Source organism: Winogradskya humida, assembly GCF_016862215.1.
GTDB classification, from domain to species: Bacteria; Actinomycetota; Actinomycetes; order Mycobacteriales; family Micromonosporaceae; genus Actinoplanes; species Actinoplanes humidus.
In genome coordinates, this window is sequence record NZ_BOMN01000111.1 from 1 (window position 1) to 13,486 (window position 13,486).

Annotated in this window: 11 protein-coding genes; 5 read left to right on the forward strand and 6 right to left on the reverse strand. The window is 69.4% G+C overall.

Annotated elements, in window-relative coordinates; genetic code table 11:
• Positions 1 to 27: 27 nt before the first annotated feature.
• The 3 genes from Ahu01nite_RS37545 to Ahu01nite_RS37555 are packed head-to-tail and all read right to left on the reverse strand — an operon-like array spanning position 28 to position 2,391.
• Positions 28 to 1,179: a hypothetical protein gene (locus Ahu01nite_RS37545; protein ID WP_203841491.1), complete on the reverse strand. Its 1,152-nt coding sequence runs from the start codon at positions 1,177 to 1,179 to the stop codon at positions 28 to 30.
• Positions 1,179 to 1,685 (reverse strand): SigE family RNA polymerase sigma factor, encoded by a 507-nt coding sequence (locus tag Ahu01nite_RS37550; RefSeq protein WP_203841492.1) that lies wholly within the window; start codon positions 1,683 to 1,685, stop codon positions 1,179 to 1,181. The genes Ahu01nite_RS37545 and Ahu01nite_RS37550 overlap by 1 nt, the downstream gene beginning before the upstream one ends.
• Before the next feature lie 4 nt (positions 1,686 to 1,689).
• A complete protein-coding gene (locus Ahu01nite_RS37555; RefSeq protein WP_239159465.1) occupies positions 1,690 to 2,391 on the reverse strand; it encodes an MmyB family transcriptional regulator in 702 nt (233 codons plus the stop codon).
• Between the two features lie 551 nt (positions 2,392 to 2,942).
• Here Ahu01nite_RS37555 and Ahu01nite_RS37560 point away from each other — a divergent pair.
• A complete protein-coding gene (locus Ahu01nite_RS37560; RefSeq protein WP_203841493.1) occupies positions 2,943 to 3,407 on the forward strand; it encodes a hypothetical protein in 465 nt (154 codons plus the stop codon).
• On the forward strand, positions 3,404 to 3,727 hold the full coding sequence (locus Ahu01nite_RS37565; RefSeq protein WP_203841494.1) for a winged helix-turn-helix domain-containing protein: 324 nt from the start codon (positions 3,404 to 3,406) through the stop codon (positions 3,725 to 3,727). Before Ahu01nite_RS37560 ends, Ahu01nite_RS37565 begins: the two co-directional genes overlap by 4 nt.
• Before the next feature lie 53 nt (positions 3,728 to 3,780).
• Here the strand turns inward: Ahu01nite_RS37565 and Ahu01nite_RS37570 are convergent, their stop codons facing one another.
• Together Ahu01nite_RS37570 and Ahu01nite_RS37575 are read right to left on the reverse strand one after the other, a co-directional pair.
• Positions 3,781 to 5,265, reverse strand: a complete 1,485-nt coding sequence (locus Ahu01nite_RS37570; protein ID WP_203841495.1) for a sulfatase family protein — start codon at positions 5,263 to 5,265, stop codon at positions 3,781 to 3,783.
• Between the two features lie 77 nt (positions 5,266 to 5,342).
• Positions 5,343 to 6,902, reverse strand: coding sequence for a methyl-accepting chemotaxis protein (locus Ahu01nite_RS37575; protein ID WP_203841496.1), 1,560 nt, complete (start codon positions 6,900 to 6,902; stop codon positions 5,343 to 5,345).
• A 279-nt stretch (positions 6,903 to 7,181) separates the two neighbouring features.
• Between Ahu01nite_RS37575 and Ahu01nite_RS37580 the strand changes: the two genes are divergently transcribed.
• Positions 7,182 to 9,488, forward strand: a complete 2,307-nt coding sequence (locus tag Ahu01nite_RS37580) for an ATP-binding cassette domain-containing protein (protein ID WP_203841497.1) — start codon at positions 7,182 to 7,184, stop codon at positions 9,486 to 9,488.
• A gap of 153 nt (positions 9,489 to 9,641) precedes the next feature.
• Positions 9,642 to 10,079, forward strand: a complete 438-nt coding sequence (locus Ahu01nite_RS37585; RefSeq protein WP_203841498.1) for an SRPBCC family protein — start codon at positions 9,642 to 9,644, stop codon at positions 10,077 to 10,079.
• Here the strand turns inward: Ahu01nite_RS37585 and Ahu01nite_RS37590 are convergent.
• Positions 10,076 to 10,684: an SRPBCC family protein gene (locus Ahu01nite_RS37590; RefSeq protein ID WP_203841499.1), complete on the reverse strand. Its 609-nt coding sequence runs from the start codon at positions 10,682 to 10,684 to the stop codon at positions 10,076 to 10,078. The two genes, Ahu01nite_RS37585 and Ahu01nite_RS37590, sit on opposite strands and share 4 nt — an antisense overlap.
• A 104-nt stretch (positions 10,685 to 10,788) precedes the next feature.
• Between Ahu01nite_RS37590 and Ahu01nite_RS37595 the strand changes: the two genes are divergently transcribed.
• Positions 10,789 to 13,473, forward strand: coding sequence for a helix-turn-helix transcriptional regulator (locus tag Ahu01nite_RS37595; protein ID WP_239159466.1), 2,685 nt, complete (start codon positions 10,789 to 10,791; stop codon positions 13,471 to 13,473).
• The last annotated feature ends 13 nt before the right edge of the window (positions 13,474 to 13,486 follow it).

Genomic DNA, 13,486 nt, shown 5'->3' on the forward strand with positions numbered 1-13,486 from the left:
CGGGGCACGCGGCCCCGCCCCTGCCGATCAGTTCTCGGTGCGGAGGAAGATCTGCGAGAGCGAACCCTTGCACCTCCAGTTGACGATGACGCCGCCCGACATCGCGAGGTAGCCCTCGTAGCGGCATTCCGGCCCGGCCTGGCCCATCACTCCGGTCAGCGGGTCGACCAGGAGCTTCTCGTCCGACACCAGCAGATGGCCGGGCATGATCAGTTCCACCCCCGGGTAGGGCACCGGGGTGCGCTCGGAGCCGTCCGGCCGTTGCACGAACTTCGCGGCGTCCCAGGCGACACAGAACGCGGGCGTACATTCCACGGTTTCCTCGCCGCTCGGAGCAGAGCTGGGCTGCGCTCTGGCCGGGGCGGTGGGCCCGGCGCCCGTCGACCTGGCAACGGCGATCTCTTGGCCGGTGACCACGTTGCGGAGCGGCCCGGCGTCACTGAACGCCCACGGCGACTTGTCGAGACGGAAATGATCGAACCCGTCGAGCGCCTCGGCCCGGCCGTCATTGAGCGACATCCGGAAGATGCCCGGCACGGCGTTGAACGAGAGATAGACGTTTGTGTCGTCAGCCCAAAGACTGTTCGAGTCCTTCTGGTTCACCGTGCCCACGCGGTGATCGTTTCCACCGTCGCGCGTGCTCATCCAGACCTCGGTGTGGTCACCGGCTGCGACGGCCCGGACGATCGCCTTGCCGGTGACCGCCAGGCTCTCCTGGAAGACCGCGCCGCCCGTGTGCGTGAGCAGAGGCCGGAACTTTCGATCCGCGACCGCGTAGCTCCACATCTTTCCCGAATCCGGCTGGCTGACCACCAGCCAGTGAGTGGGATCGAGCACGCCGACGACGAGCGGCGGCCGGCCGGCCGGCGTGTTCGCGATCGCGTCGGCCACCACCGCGTCCGGCCATGCCTGTTTGATCGACGGCACCGTGGCCGGGACGGGCGGCAGGTGGAACATGGCCGTGGCCGGCGGCCCGGCCGGCTGGGCGGTCTCGGGGGCCGGCCGCAACAAACCGGCACCCGCCGCCACCACGGCCACCGCCGCGCAGGTGGCGACCGCTGCTTGGGCGCGGCGGCGGCGCCGGTGCCTGGTCTCGACCCGCTCCAGCAGATCGATCGGCGGCTGCGGGGCGTCGTCGGCGAACGAGGTCATCGCCGCACTGAGGTCCGTGTTGGTCATCACTTCACCACTTCCAGGTCGGCGACACCGGTCGCACGCAACTTCTCCAGACCACGCAACGCATTGGTGCGGACGGTGACGGGGCTTACGTTGAGTGACACCGCGATCTCGGCGTCGGTCATGTGTTCGTAGTAGCGCAGGACCAGCACGGTCCGCTGGCGGGGCGGCAGCAGGGCCAGCGCGGCCCAGATCCGCCCGGCCCGGCCGGTGTGCTCCGCCCGGTCGATCCCCGGATCGTCGAACGCGTGGTCCAGCGGCTTCGCGGTCGGGACCTCACGTCGTCGCCGTCGCCACACCGACACATGCGACCGCGCCATGGTCGTCCGCACATACCCGGTCGGATCGTCCTTGCGGGACACTCGCGACCAGTGCGACCGCAGCTTGATCAGTGCGTCCTGCACCAGATCGTCAGCGTCGTGATGGTTGCCGGTGAGCAGATACCCATACCGGTAGAGCGCCTGACCTCGCATGCGAACAAAGTCCGCGAAGAGGCTGTCATCAGCCATGTGCTCACACCTCCGACCCAGGACGCAGCCCGGCCCGGAAGCGTTGCATATGCGAAGAAGGGCGGGGCCGCAGTGGCCCCGCCCTTTCAACCTGCCAAACCCTACGGCTTCGGCAGCGCCGCCCTCGGTCAGGGCGGCCTGCTCGGCGTCGTGCATCGTGGCCGTTCGCCGGCTCCTGCGAGGCGGGAGTGGGGTAACTGCCGGGCAGCGCGAGGGCGTCCGCTTCCGGCGAGCCCGGATCGGCGTGGTAGGCGACCAGATGCTGGCCGGGAGCACTGGAGACGGTCAGGTTCTCGAACCGCAGCGACATCCGGCCCACCACCTCGTGATCGAAGTGCTTGATCTCGGCGGTGTCGGTGTCGGCCGTGCGCATCGCCGCGACGCAGCCCTCCGCGATCCGGGCCCAGTCGCGGTAGAACGTGCGGGCCTGTGGCCTGAGGAAGATGCCCCGCAGCAGGTTGGTCTCGTCACCGAGCCAGCTGAATAGGGCTTCCCCGAGCGGGTTGGTCGCCAGCAGGTCCATGGAGCGGTCGTAGATCAACGCCGGGGTCTGCGGCCACGTCGCGATCATCGCGAGCAACCCCGGGGAGGCGTATTCCCGGCGCGCCGCCCGGCGGGGCCGCGTCCCGGCAGGACCGGCGAGGTCCCGCAGGTAGGCGATCGCCTCGGGCTCCAGCAACAGTGCTCCGGCGAGGGCGTGGACCACCTGCGGAGACGGATGCCTCCCGTCCCTGCTCCAGGTGGACGTAGTAGTCGGTGCTGACCTTCGCCAGCATCGCCACCTCTTCTCGTCGCAGCCCGGGAGTGCGCCGCGAACCGCGCGGGATGCCGTGGTCCTCGGGTCGGACCAGGGCGCGCCGGGCCCGCAGGAATTCGCCCAGCCGAGGACTGACCTCTGCCTCGGTCATATCGGTCACCTCCTGCTCGGACCCGAAAATGTGCGTCCCACGTTACCCAGCTACCGGAAAGCTGGGTGGCCGTCTCACACCCACCTTCCCGCGGGCATGAGGGACTCACAGCAGCCCGGATCACGGCTCGGTCGAGCAGTGCATGCCGCCGGGAGCCGACGGCTGCCGGCACGTCTTGATCACTGCCGGTCCGGTCACTGAGGGGAAGCTGCTCTCTCGTCGTGCCGAGGATGTCGCTGGCTCAAGGTGGCCCTCCGAGGGCGAGGGAAAATACTTGCCGGAGTGGAAAGTGAGGAGTAGCTTTCTCGTCAGGCAAGTACTTTCCATGCACGGGGCGAGGAGGAAGACCATGGCTGTGACACCCACTCCCGACGAGGCCCGTCAGACGTTGCAGGATTACGACCAGCAGCGCAAGGACAGTGCCGCCGCGAGCGGCTATTCCACCGTTTATTGGATCGTCGCCGGCATTGTCGTCGCCGCGTTCGGCGTTCTCACGGACCTCTACCCGGACTGGGCTGGTGCAGGGAGCAGCTGGTTCAGCCTGACACTGCTGGCGGTCGTCGTGCTGTCCAGCACTCGTTGGGGCAGTGCCCTGTTCGGCCGCCGGGTGCAGGTGCGCCGTCGGCCTGCCGGGCAGCGCTGGCTGCTCGCCATCGTCGGGGCAGTGGTGTCGGTGGTTGCCATGCTGGCCCTGGCGAGCTTGGAGATACCGCACCGCTTCGCCATCGTCGGCGTCGTGTTCGGCCTGCTGCTGGCGATCGGGGGCCCGTGGTGGCAGCGCCGCGTCCTGGCTCGCGAAGCAGCGCGGCCATGACCGGTCAAGGTGCGGCCGCGGGGCCTGAGCGCGCCCCGCGGCTGGAGCCGCTGCTGCTGGACCCCACCCGGTTGTCCATCGTGGCGACCTTGGCTGCGGCCGAATGGGCTGAGTTCGGTTTCGTCCGGGACACGGTTGGGCTCAGTGACTCGACTCTGTCGAAGCGGGTCTCCCAGCTCGGCGACGCCGGTTTCGTCGAGGTCCGCAAGGGTTACGTCGGCAAGCGTCCGCGCACCTGGCTCAACCTGTCGGAGGCCGGGCGCGCGGCGCTCCGGTCCCACATCGCGATGCTGCGGGAGATCGCCGACCGGGCCGGGTGACGACGCAGACACCCGGGGGACAACGCCGTCACCCTGTCGTTGTGCGGGGGCGATTACCGGGTGGCGGTGGTGCAGGCTGTACTGCCCTTGCACGCTTCCATTTTCTTGATGCTCGCCTGGAGCGCCTGGACACGTTCGGCCGGCAGGCTCGCGGCGATGTTGTTCATCTCGTCCGGGTCGGTCGTGCGGTCGTAGTACTCCCTGGTGCCGTCGAGGTATTGCACGAACGTCCAGTCCGCTGTCCGGATCGCGGTGTAGGTCGGCGGCGTACCGTCCTTGCTGTTCTGCTTGTCGGGGTCATCCGGGGCGGCCGGTTCGGAGGTTTTCGGTCCGTGGTGCTCGATCAGGGAGAGCCGGCGCCAGTCACCTGCCGGCTTTCCGGTCCTGAGCAGCGGTACGAGGCTGGTGCCGTCGGCGGTGCCCGAGCTGGTGATGCCGGCGAGGCCCTCGAAGGTGGGACGCAGATCGATGTTCTCGGCGAGCTGGTCCACGGTCGTGTTGGTGCGGATGCCGGGGCCGGCGACGACCAGGGGTACGTGCACGTCGGTGCTGAACGCGGTTTGCTTGCCGATGTTCAGGCCGTGGTCGCCGAGGTGGAAGCCGTTGTCGGAGCTGAAGACGACGACGGTGTGGTCGGCGATTCCGGCCTTCGAAAGGGTGTCTCGCAGTGTGCCGATCATGCGGTCGATGGACTGGACCGACTGCGCCCGTTTGCGGTAGATGCCGTTGAGGGTGCTGATTTCCTGGGGTGTGAGCGGGTCGTTCGCGGCCAGGTAGGACGGCGCGTTCCGGGGGTGTCTGTTGAACGCGGACGTCTGCGGGACGGTCATGCCGGGGAAGAGGTTCTTGTCCTGTGGGGCGGGGGTGTAGGGGCCGTGCGGCGAGAACGTGGCGATCTCGAGCAGGAACGGCTGACTTCGCCTTGCGGCGTCGTTGATGAAGGTGACAGCTTTGTTCTGGACGACGGTCGTCAGATAGTCCTCGGGCTTGCTGCCGTACTTTTTGATCGCGCCGTTCTCGTTGAGCTTGTAGTTGAAGTTCGCGTAGGCGTTGCCACCGGTTGCCCAGTCGGTCCAGCCGGGACGGACGCCGTCGACGGGTTGGTATTCGTTGAGGTATTTGCCCATGAAGCCGGTGCGGTAGCCGTTACTTTTCAACGTGGTCGCGATGGTGTCCATTTCCTGCGTCTGCTGGAACTTGTGGAATCCGCCGTCCTTGCCGGAGTTGGTGAAGACACCGGTGTTGTGCGGGTACCGGCCGGTGAAGATCGACGACCGCGACGGGCAGCACAGCGAGTCGGTCACCGTGTAGTTCGTGAACGTCGTGCCGTCCTTCGCCAGCGCCTGAACGTTGGGCATGTGCGGTAGCAAGTTCATGGACAGGTCGTCGGCCAGGACGAAGACGACGTTCATTCTGCCCGCGCTCGCGGCTTGCGACGCCGAGGAGGAACGGGACGCTGTGCAGGCGGTCGAGGACGCGACCAGAAGTGCCGCCACCGTGGGGACCGCCAAAGCTCTGCGTAGCCTGAAATTCCGCATGGGCACGGAAGGTAACTGCGGCAGATACGCGCGACGTGAGGTCTTTGTACGGGGTTTGTAAGCGTTCCGACTCCGTGTCAGACCTGGAACGAGCCGACCAGGGCGCGGAGCTGCTCGGCGGTGTGGGCTACCTCGGTGCTGGCCTGGTTGGTCTGGTTGACGCCTTCGAGGGAGGTGACACCGGCTGCTGATACGTCGGCGATGCTGCCGGCGATGCGTCCGGCGCCGGCGGCGACCTGCGCGATGCTGCGGGACATTTCGGCGGTGGTGGCGGTCTGTTGCTCAACGGCGCTGGCGATGGTGGTCTGGTAGTCGTTGATCTTCGCGATGACGGTGCTGATCCGGTTGATGACCTCGACCGTGCCTCCGGTGTCGGACTGGATCGCGGTGACTCGGCTGCTGATGTCCTCGGTGGCGCGGGCGGTTTCCTGGGCGAGGTCCTTGACCTCGGAGGCGACCACGGCGAAGCCCTTACCGGCGTCGCCGGCGCGGGCGGCCTCGATGGTGGCGTTGAGCGCGAGCAGGTTGGTCTGCTCGGCGATCGCGGTGATCAGCTTGATGACGTTACCGATCTCCTCCGACGAGGTGCCGAGACGTTCGATGCTCTGGGTGGCCAGAGCTGCCTCGCTGACGGCCGAGGCGGCGATCTGCGCGGCCTGGTTGGTGTTCTCGGCGATCTCGCGGATGGACAGGCTCATCTCCTCGCCGCCGGCGGCGACGGTCTGCACGTTGCGGGAGATCTCTTCGGCCTCGGCGGACGCGGCCGTGGTCTGCTCGGTGGTCCGGCCGGTGGCGGCGGCGATCTCGGAGCTGGTGGCAGCGAGTTCGGTGGCCGCGCCGGCGAGGGTGTCGGCGTTGGCGGCCATCGTCCGCATCGCCTCGTGCATGGTGGCCATGGCACGGTCCAGGCCGGCGGCCATGACGCCGAGCTCGTCGCGGGAGCCGATCCCGGTCCGTCCGGTCAGGTCGCCGTCGGCCAGCGCCGCGACGACTTCGCCGACGCGGCGTACCGGGCGCAGAATAGAGCGGATCAGCGGCACCGACAGCAGGATCAACGCGAGCAGCCCCAGACCGGCGATCAGCAACATCCAGAAGCGGGCAGACGCCTTCGCCGCCGCCATCGTGGTCTGTTCCTTGACGATCTCGGAGTCCAGCTCGGTATGGACGGCGTCGAGCTTGTCACCGACGGCGTTGTTCTGCTCGGCGATGCTGTCGTAGCGGCCGTTGATACTGGTGGGATCTGCCTTTGCGTCCTTGACGAATGTGGTCACGAACGTGTTGAACGCGGTGATGCTCGTACCCAGGTCGTCGATCTGCGTGTCGATGCTGCCGGGCAGGTCGTACCCGGCAGCAGCGTTCAGGGCGTCGATGGCGGAGGTGACGTCGTCGCCGGCGTCGGCGGTGGTGTCGTCGCCGTGTGCGGCCCGGTAGGCGTCGACCTTCAGCTCGCTCTCGCGGGTGTCCAGGTGATTGAGGGCGGCCTTGGTGGCGGTGTACGCGCGCAGGGTGTCCGAGTTCCTGGTCAGCTGCTCCTGTGACCAGATGCCGATCCCGGTCACCGTGCCGGTGACGATGACGCCGATCGCCACGATGGAGGACAACCTTTTGGCGACGCTGATGTCTGCGAGACGTGGCATGTGCTTCTCCTGCTGAGGGGCCGCCACCGCAGCAGCCGCATCATGAGAGATGTCGGCAAATAGCGCCGATGCCTGAGCCATGCAGCTACGCCGCTGTTTGTGGGAGCGTTTCCAGGTCAGGTTGCTCTACACCTGCAACCCGCTTGGTTGCCGGCACTGCCGAAGCCGTGCGCAGCATGCCCGTCATGCGGCAGCCGCAGCGTTGCGTCGCCGCCCGGCGGCCTCTGCCCGCAGGTACTGAATGTGCCTGAACGGGCAGCTTGCGGGTAATGCACGATCATGGACAATTTCGTGCGCGTCCGGGGTGCTGGGGAGCACAACCTGCGGGACATCGACGTCGATATTCCGCGGGACGCGATGGTGGCCTTCACCGGGGTGTCCGGGTCGGGTAAGTCGTCGCTGGCGTTCGGCACGCTGTACGCGGAGGCGCAGCGACGCTACTTCGAGTCCGTGGCTCCGTACGCGCGGCGGCTGTTGCAGCAGGTCGGCGCTCCGCGCGTACGGGAAATCTCCGGTTTGCCGCCTGCTGTGGCGCTGCAGCAACGCCGGGGCGCACCCAGCTCGCGATCGACGGTAGGCACCCTGACCACGCTGTCGAACCTGCTGCGGATGTTGTATTCACGGGCCGGGACCTATCCGCCGGGGGCGGGACGGCTGGAGGCCGAGGCGTTCTCGCCCAACACCCCGGTCGGGGCCTGCCCGCACTGCCACGGCCTGGGGGTCGTGCACGACGTCGCTGAGGACCTGCTCGTGCCGGATCCTTCGCTGAGCATCCGCGACGGGGCGATCGCGGCGTGGCCGGGGGCGTGGCAGGGCGCCAACCTGCGCAGCATCGTCTCCGGGCTGGGCATTGACATCGACAAGCCGTGGCACAAACTGCCGCGGAAGAAACGTGAGTGGCTGCTGTACACCGATGAGCAGCCGTCCGTGCTGATCAAGCCCGAGCGGGACCGGATCGACTACGGGTACATGGGCATGTTCTGGAGCGCCCGCAAGCACGTCATGCACACCCTCGCCGATTCCAAGAGCGAGCGGATGCGCGACCGGGCGTTGCGGTTCGTACGCAGTGTGCCCTGCCACGGCAGCGGCCTGCGTCCGGAAGCCCTCGCGGTGACCTTCCGCGGCCGGTCGCTGGCCGACGTCAACACCATGCCGTTCTCCGAGCTGGTCACCCTGCTGCACCCTGGTGCCGGCGCGAGCGAGGCAGCCGTACGACTGTGCGCGGACCTCGTCGCCCGGATCGAGGTGCTGCTCGACCTGGGTCTGGGCTACCTGAGCACCGGGCGCAGCTCGACGACGCTGTCACCGGGGGAGGCCCAGCGCCTGCGGATCGCGACGCAGCTGCGATCGGGGCTGTTCGGGGTCGTCTACGTGCTCGACGAGCCGTCGGCGGGGCTGCACCCGGCTGACGCCGAGCCGTTGCTCGATGTGCTCGACCGGCTCAAGGCGGCGGGCAACTCGCTGTTCGTGGTCGAGCATGATCTGGATGTGGTACGCCGTGCGGACTGGATCGTCGACATCGGTCCCGGTGCGGGCGAGGCCGGCGGGCGGGTGCTGTACAGCGGCCCGGTCGCGGGCCTCGAGCAGGTTCCGGAGTCGGCGACGGGTACGCACCTGTTCGGGCGGGCGGCGCCCTTCGAGCATGTCACCCGTACGCCGCAGGGGTGGCTGCAGCTCCGTGGGATCTCCCGGCACAATCTGCGCGACGTGTCCGTGGATCTGCCCCTGGGTGTGCTGACCGCGTTCACCGGGGTTTCCGGCTCGGGCAAGTCGACGCTGCTCGCGGAGACGGCGCTGCTGTCCGGGGAGTTCGACCGGCTGGTTCTGGTCGATCAGCAGCCGATCGGGCGTACGCCGCGCTCGAACCTGGCCACGTACACCGGGATGTTCGACGCGGTCCGCAAGCTCTACGCGGCGCAGTCGGGGTACAGCGCCGGGCGGTTCTCCTTCAACGTCGCCGAGGGCCGGTGCGAGACCTGCCAGGGGGAGGGGTTCGTCGCGGTCGAGCTGTTGTTCCTGCCCGGCACGTACGCGCCCTGCCCCAGCTGTCACGGCAAGAGGTACAACGCCGAGACCCTCGAGGTCACCTACCGAGGCCGGAGCATCGCGGACGTGCTGGCCATGTCCGTCGACGAGGCCGCCGCATTCCTGACCGACGTGCCGGCCGCCGCCCGCGGGCTGGCGACGCTGCGCGAAGTGGGGCTCGGCTACCTGCGGCTCGGGCAGCCGGCGACCGAGCTCAGCGGCGGTGAGGCCCAGCGCATCAAGCTCGCGACCGAGCTGCAACGGGTCCGCCGCGGACACGCGCTCTACCTGCTCGACGAGCCGACCGCCGGGCTGCACCCCGCGGACATCGCGCTGCTGCTGCGCCAGCTGCACCGGCTCGTCGACGCCGGCAACACGGTCGTACTGGTCGAGCACGACCTGGACACGATCGCCACCGCCGACTGGGTGATCGACCTCGGCCCGGGCGGCGGTGACGCGGGCGGCCGGGTGGTCGCGGCCGGCACCCCCGCCGACGTCGCCCAGGTCGCGGACAGTGCGACCGCCCGGTTCCTGGCGCCCCGGCTCGCGCCGGATAGGTAATTGCTGCCGACGCGGGTCGGTCTTTCGCGAAACAAGATGGTCTTCGTGCGAAAAACAACAACAGCTGTTCATCTGGCCGTGGTTATGACCGCGGCGCTGGCAATACCGTCCGCTGCCTCCGCGCACGCCAGGCACCACGAGGTGTGCCGAGGCGTGACGGTCGATCCGGACGCGCCGGTGATCGCCAGGGCAAGTGCCTTCGTCGAGGCACCGGTGTGGCGGGCCTGGCAGTTGCACACCGGCATCGACGAATGGGATACCTGGATCCCGGAGATCACGCCGGCTCGCAAGCGCACCCCGGGTCCGCTGAGGCCGGGCTCGGTGTTCGACTGGTCTCCGCAGGGCATGAAGGTCACGTCGACGGTCACCGCCGTCGAGTCGCTGCGGTGTACTGCGTGGGCGGCCCCGGTCGGCGGCATCGACGGCGTGCACTTGTGGACCTTCAAGAAGGTCCGGGGCGGCACGATCGTGACCACCGAGGAGTCCTGGTCCGGGCCGCCCGTTGAGGTCGACGTCCCCGGCAACCAGGCGAGCCTGGACGCTGGCCTGCACGACTGGGTGCAGCGGCTCGAGGAGACCGCCGAGGCCTAACGGTGGCAGGAGGCCGTGGTTTTGAGTTCGGTGAGCCAGGCTTCGAGGCCGGCGCCGAGGTAGGCAGTGGAGGTGGGGATGTCCGCCTCGACCTGGGCGCCGTTCCAGGTTTCCTCGGTGCGGACCAGGACGCCGCCCCTGACCTTGGTGAAGTTCCAGACGTGGGTGCCCTTGTCGATGGTCAGGCCGTCGCCGATCGCGGGGCCGGTCCAGCGGAGGCACTGGTGCTGCTTGAGCTGCTGGATGGTCGAGGTGATCACCAGGGTCGTGGCGGGGGTGGTGGCTGTCTCGGGGACCGGGGTTGTCCAGCGGAACTGCGAGCCCGGGCGCAGTTTGCCCTTGGTCAGGAGCTTGCTGCTGGTCACCGCCTGCTGCCAGGCCGGCCACCGTTCGACGTCGGTCTGCAGGTTCCAGATGGTGTCCAGGGGTGCGTTGATCACCGTTTCGGTGCGGTAACGGATTTTCGCGGACGGGTCGACACCCTGGCCGGCGCAGGTCAGCGACGACACGGGTGCGGGCCGGCCGGTGGGGGCTGCGGCGGCGGGTGAGGCGGCACCGACGGCCACCGTGGTGGCGAGCAGAGCGGCGGCAAGTCCTGCGGGCATGGTGCGTCTCCTCGGTCGTGGGGTCTTCACCCCCAGGACTCTGCCGCGATGCCCGTTTGTGCCGCGTCGGTATGCATTGCCTACCTTCGGTTACGGTTGCCGCTGTGTGGACACCGGGCCTCAAGTCCGACTCGCTGGTCGGCAGGCGTGCCGAGCAGCGGCGGGTGGACGAGCTGATCGGGGCCGCCGGTGCGGGCCGGGGCGCGGCACTGGTCCTGACCGGCGAGGCGGGCATCGGCAAGACCGCTTTGCTGGAGTACGCGCTGCGGGAGGCGTCCGGCCTCGAGATCGTCCGCTCGGCCGGGTCGGAGTTCGAGCAGGAGTTGCCGTTCGCGGGGCTGCACCAGTTGTGCGTACCGATCCTGCGGCATCTTCCTGAGCTGTCGGGCCGGCACCGGGCGGCCTTGCAGGTCGCGTTCGGCCTGGGCGACGGGACGCCGGAGCTGTTCCACATCGGGTTGGCGGTGCTGGAGCTGATGGCGGTGGCGGCTCAGGACCGCCCGCTGCTCTGCCTCGTGGATGACGTCCAGTGGGTGGATGCGGCGTCGTTGACCGTGCTGGCCTTCCTCGCCCGCCGGATGGGCGCGGACCGGATCTCCATGATCTTCGCGGTCCGGACACCCGCCGTGACGAGCGAGCTGGGCACGGTGGAATCGCTCGCCGTCGCCGGGTTGAGCGATGAGGACGCGAGGGAGTTGCTGGCGCGGCGGAGCCCGTTGGTGCTGGACGAGCGGGTGCGCGACAGCCTGGTCGCCGAGGCGCGGGGCAATCCGCTGGCGTTGGTGGAGCTGCCGCGCGCGGGCGGGTTCCTGCTGCCCGCGACGCCGTCGACGCCGACGCGGATCGAGGAGATCTTTCAGGCCCGGCTGCGGGCGTTGCCGTCCGGGGCCCGGTTGCTGCTGATCGTGGCGAGCGCCGACCCGACGGGTGATCCGGGGCTGTTGTGGCCGGCCGCTCAGAAGCTGGGGCTGGACGTGACGCGGGCCGCGGCGGAGGCGGCCGGCTCCGGTCTGGCCGAGTTCGACGCCCGGATCCGGTTCTGCCATCCGCTCGCCCGTTCGGCGGTCTACCGAGCGGCAGCCGTGGAGGAGCGTCGCGCTGCGCACGCCGCGCTGGCCGAGATCGTCGACCCGGTCGTGGCCCCCGACCGGCGGGTCTGGCATCGCGCGCAGGCCAGCAGCGGACCGGACGACGACGTCGCCGCCGACCTGGAGCGGTGTGCGTCCCGTGCGCAGGCTCGCGGCGGCGTCGCAGCCACCGCCGCGTTCCTCGAGCGTGCGGTGGCGCTGACCATGGACCCCGCCCTGCGCGTCGAACGAACCCTGGCATCGGTTCAGGCCACCCTTGACGCGGGCGGCGCAGACCCGGCCGCGGACCTGCTCACGACCGTCGACGTCGCGGCACTCGACGGATATCAGCGGGCCCGGGTCGACGTGCTCGGCGGCAGGATCGCTTTCACCCGGCACGGCGACGGCACCGGCCCGATGCTGATGGTGAGCGCCGCACGGCGGCTCGCGACACTGGACGTGCAGCGCTCGCGGGACTGTTTCCTCGACGGCATCGAGATGGCGTTGTCGGTGGGCCGCGCCCGTGGGGTCATCGACGAGGTGCTGGCGGCGGCCCGGACCGACGCGCCGCCGGGGGCGTCCCCGGACATCCTGGACGTTCTGATCATGCTGGGTGCGCAGGGGCCCCGCGGCGCGGTTCCGTTGCTCGCCGGGTTGCCGGGCGACGACGGCCCGTGGTGGGCGCCGCGGCCCGCACTGGCGACGATGATCGCCGCGGAGTTCTGGGACTTCGACACCCATGCCGCCATCGCCGGCTGGCTGGAGAAGTCGGGGCGCGAGTCGGGCTCGCCCGCGCTGCTGCGGCTCGGTCTCGGCCAGAAGGCGTGCGAGGCCGTCCTGGTCGGGGACGTCGGCCGGGCGATCACCGCGCTCGCCGAGGAGGAGGCGATCGCCGACGCGGTCGGTGACTCGCCGCTGATGTATCCCCGGTTGCTTCTTGCCGCGTGGCGCGGACGGCGTACCGAAGCTCTCGCGCTCTTCCGCAGCGCCACCGAGGCGGAAGCCGGGCGTGCCGGCGGCCAGGTCACCAACCTGACCTGGACGTCAGCGACGCTGCACAACGGGCTGGGCAACTATCCGGCCGCGCTGGACGCCGCCCGCAAGGTCGTGGATGACGAACTCTTCCACGTCGGAGGTGCCCTGCTCGAACTGATCGAGGCGGCGACCCGGTGCGGCGAACCCGCTCTCGCAGCCCGGGCCCTCGCATCGCTGACCGACCACACCCGGGCCGGTGGCACACCCTCCGCCCTCGGCGTCGCGGCGTCCGCGCGAGCGCTGGTGACCGGCGTCGAGGACCACTACCGCGAAGCGCTCGGCCATCTCGCTGAGAGCCCGCTCAAACCCTACCGGGGCCGCGCCCACCTGCTGTACGGCGAATGGCTGCGCCGCCAGGGCCGCCGCCGGGACAGCGTCCAGCATCTGCGAACGGCCCACGACCTGCTGTCAACGTCCGGAGCCGAGGGGTTCGCCCGGCGTGCCGCGGGTGAACTGCGCGCCGCGGGGGAGAAGGTCAACCGCCCGTCCGAGCAGACCCCCGGCACGCTCACCGCGCAGGAGATCGCGGTCGCCGGGCTGGTCGCCGCGGGCGCCACGTCCCCCGAGGTCGCCGTCCAGCTCTTCATCAGCAAACGCACGGTCGACGCCCACCTGCGCAACATCTTCCGCAAACTGGGCGTCACCTCACGCCGGCAACTCAAGGATCAACGCTTCACCCTCGGGTGACGCTCCCGCGGCG

Coding starts and splice junctions, on each gene's coding strand:
- Ahu01nite_RS37565 (WP_203841494.1), top strand. CDS start 3,404: ATGACCGGTCAAGGTGCGGCCGCGGGGCCTGAGCGCGCCCCGCGGCTG.
- Ahu01nite_RS37590 (WP_203841499.1), bottom strand. CDS start 10,684: ATGCCCGCAGGACTTGCCGCCGCTCTGCTCGCCACCACGGTGGCCGTC.
- Ahu01nite_RS37570 (WP_203841495.1), bottom strand. CDS start 5,265: ATGCGGAATTTCAGGCTACGCAGAGCTTTGGCGGTCCCCACGGTGGCG.
- Ahu01nite_RS37545 (WP_203841491.1), bottom strand. CDS start 1,179: ATGACCAACACGGACCTCAGTGCGGCGATGACCTCGTTCGCCGACGAC.
- Ahu01nite_RS37550 (WP_203841492.1), bottom strand. CDS start 1,685: ATGGCTGATGACAGCCTCTTCGCGGACTTTGTTCGCATGCGAGGTCAG.
- Ahu01nite_RS37580 (WP_203841497.1), top strand. CDS start 7,182: ATGGACAATTTCGTGCGCGTCCGGGGTGCTGGGGAGCACAACCTGCGG.
- Ahu01nite_RS37560 (WP_203841493.1), top strand. CDS start 2,943: ATGGCTGTGACACCCACTCCCGACGAGGCCCGTCAGACGTTGCAGGAT.
- Ahu01nite_RS37575 (WP_203841496.1), bottom strand. CDS start 6,902: ATGCCACGTCTCGCAGACATCAGCGTCGCCAAAAGGTTGTCCTCCATC.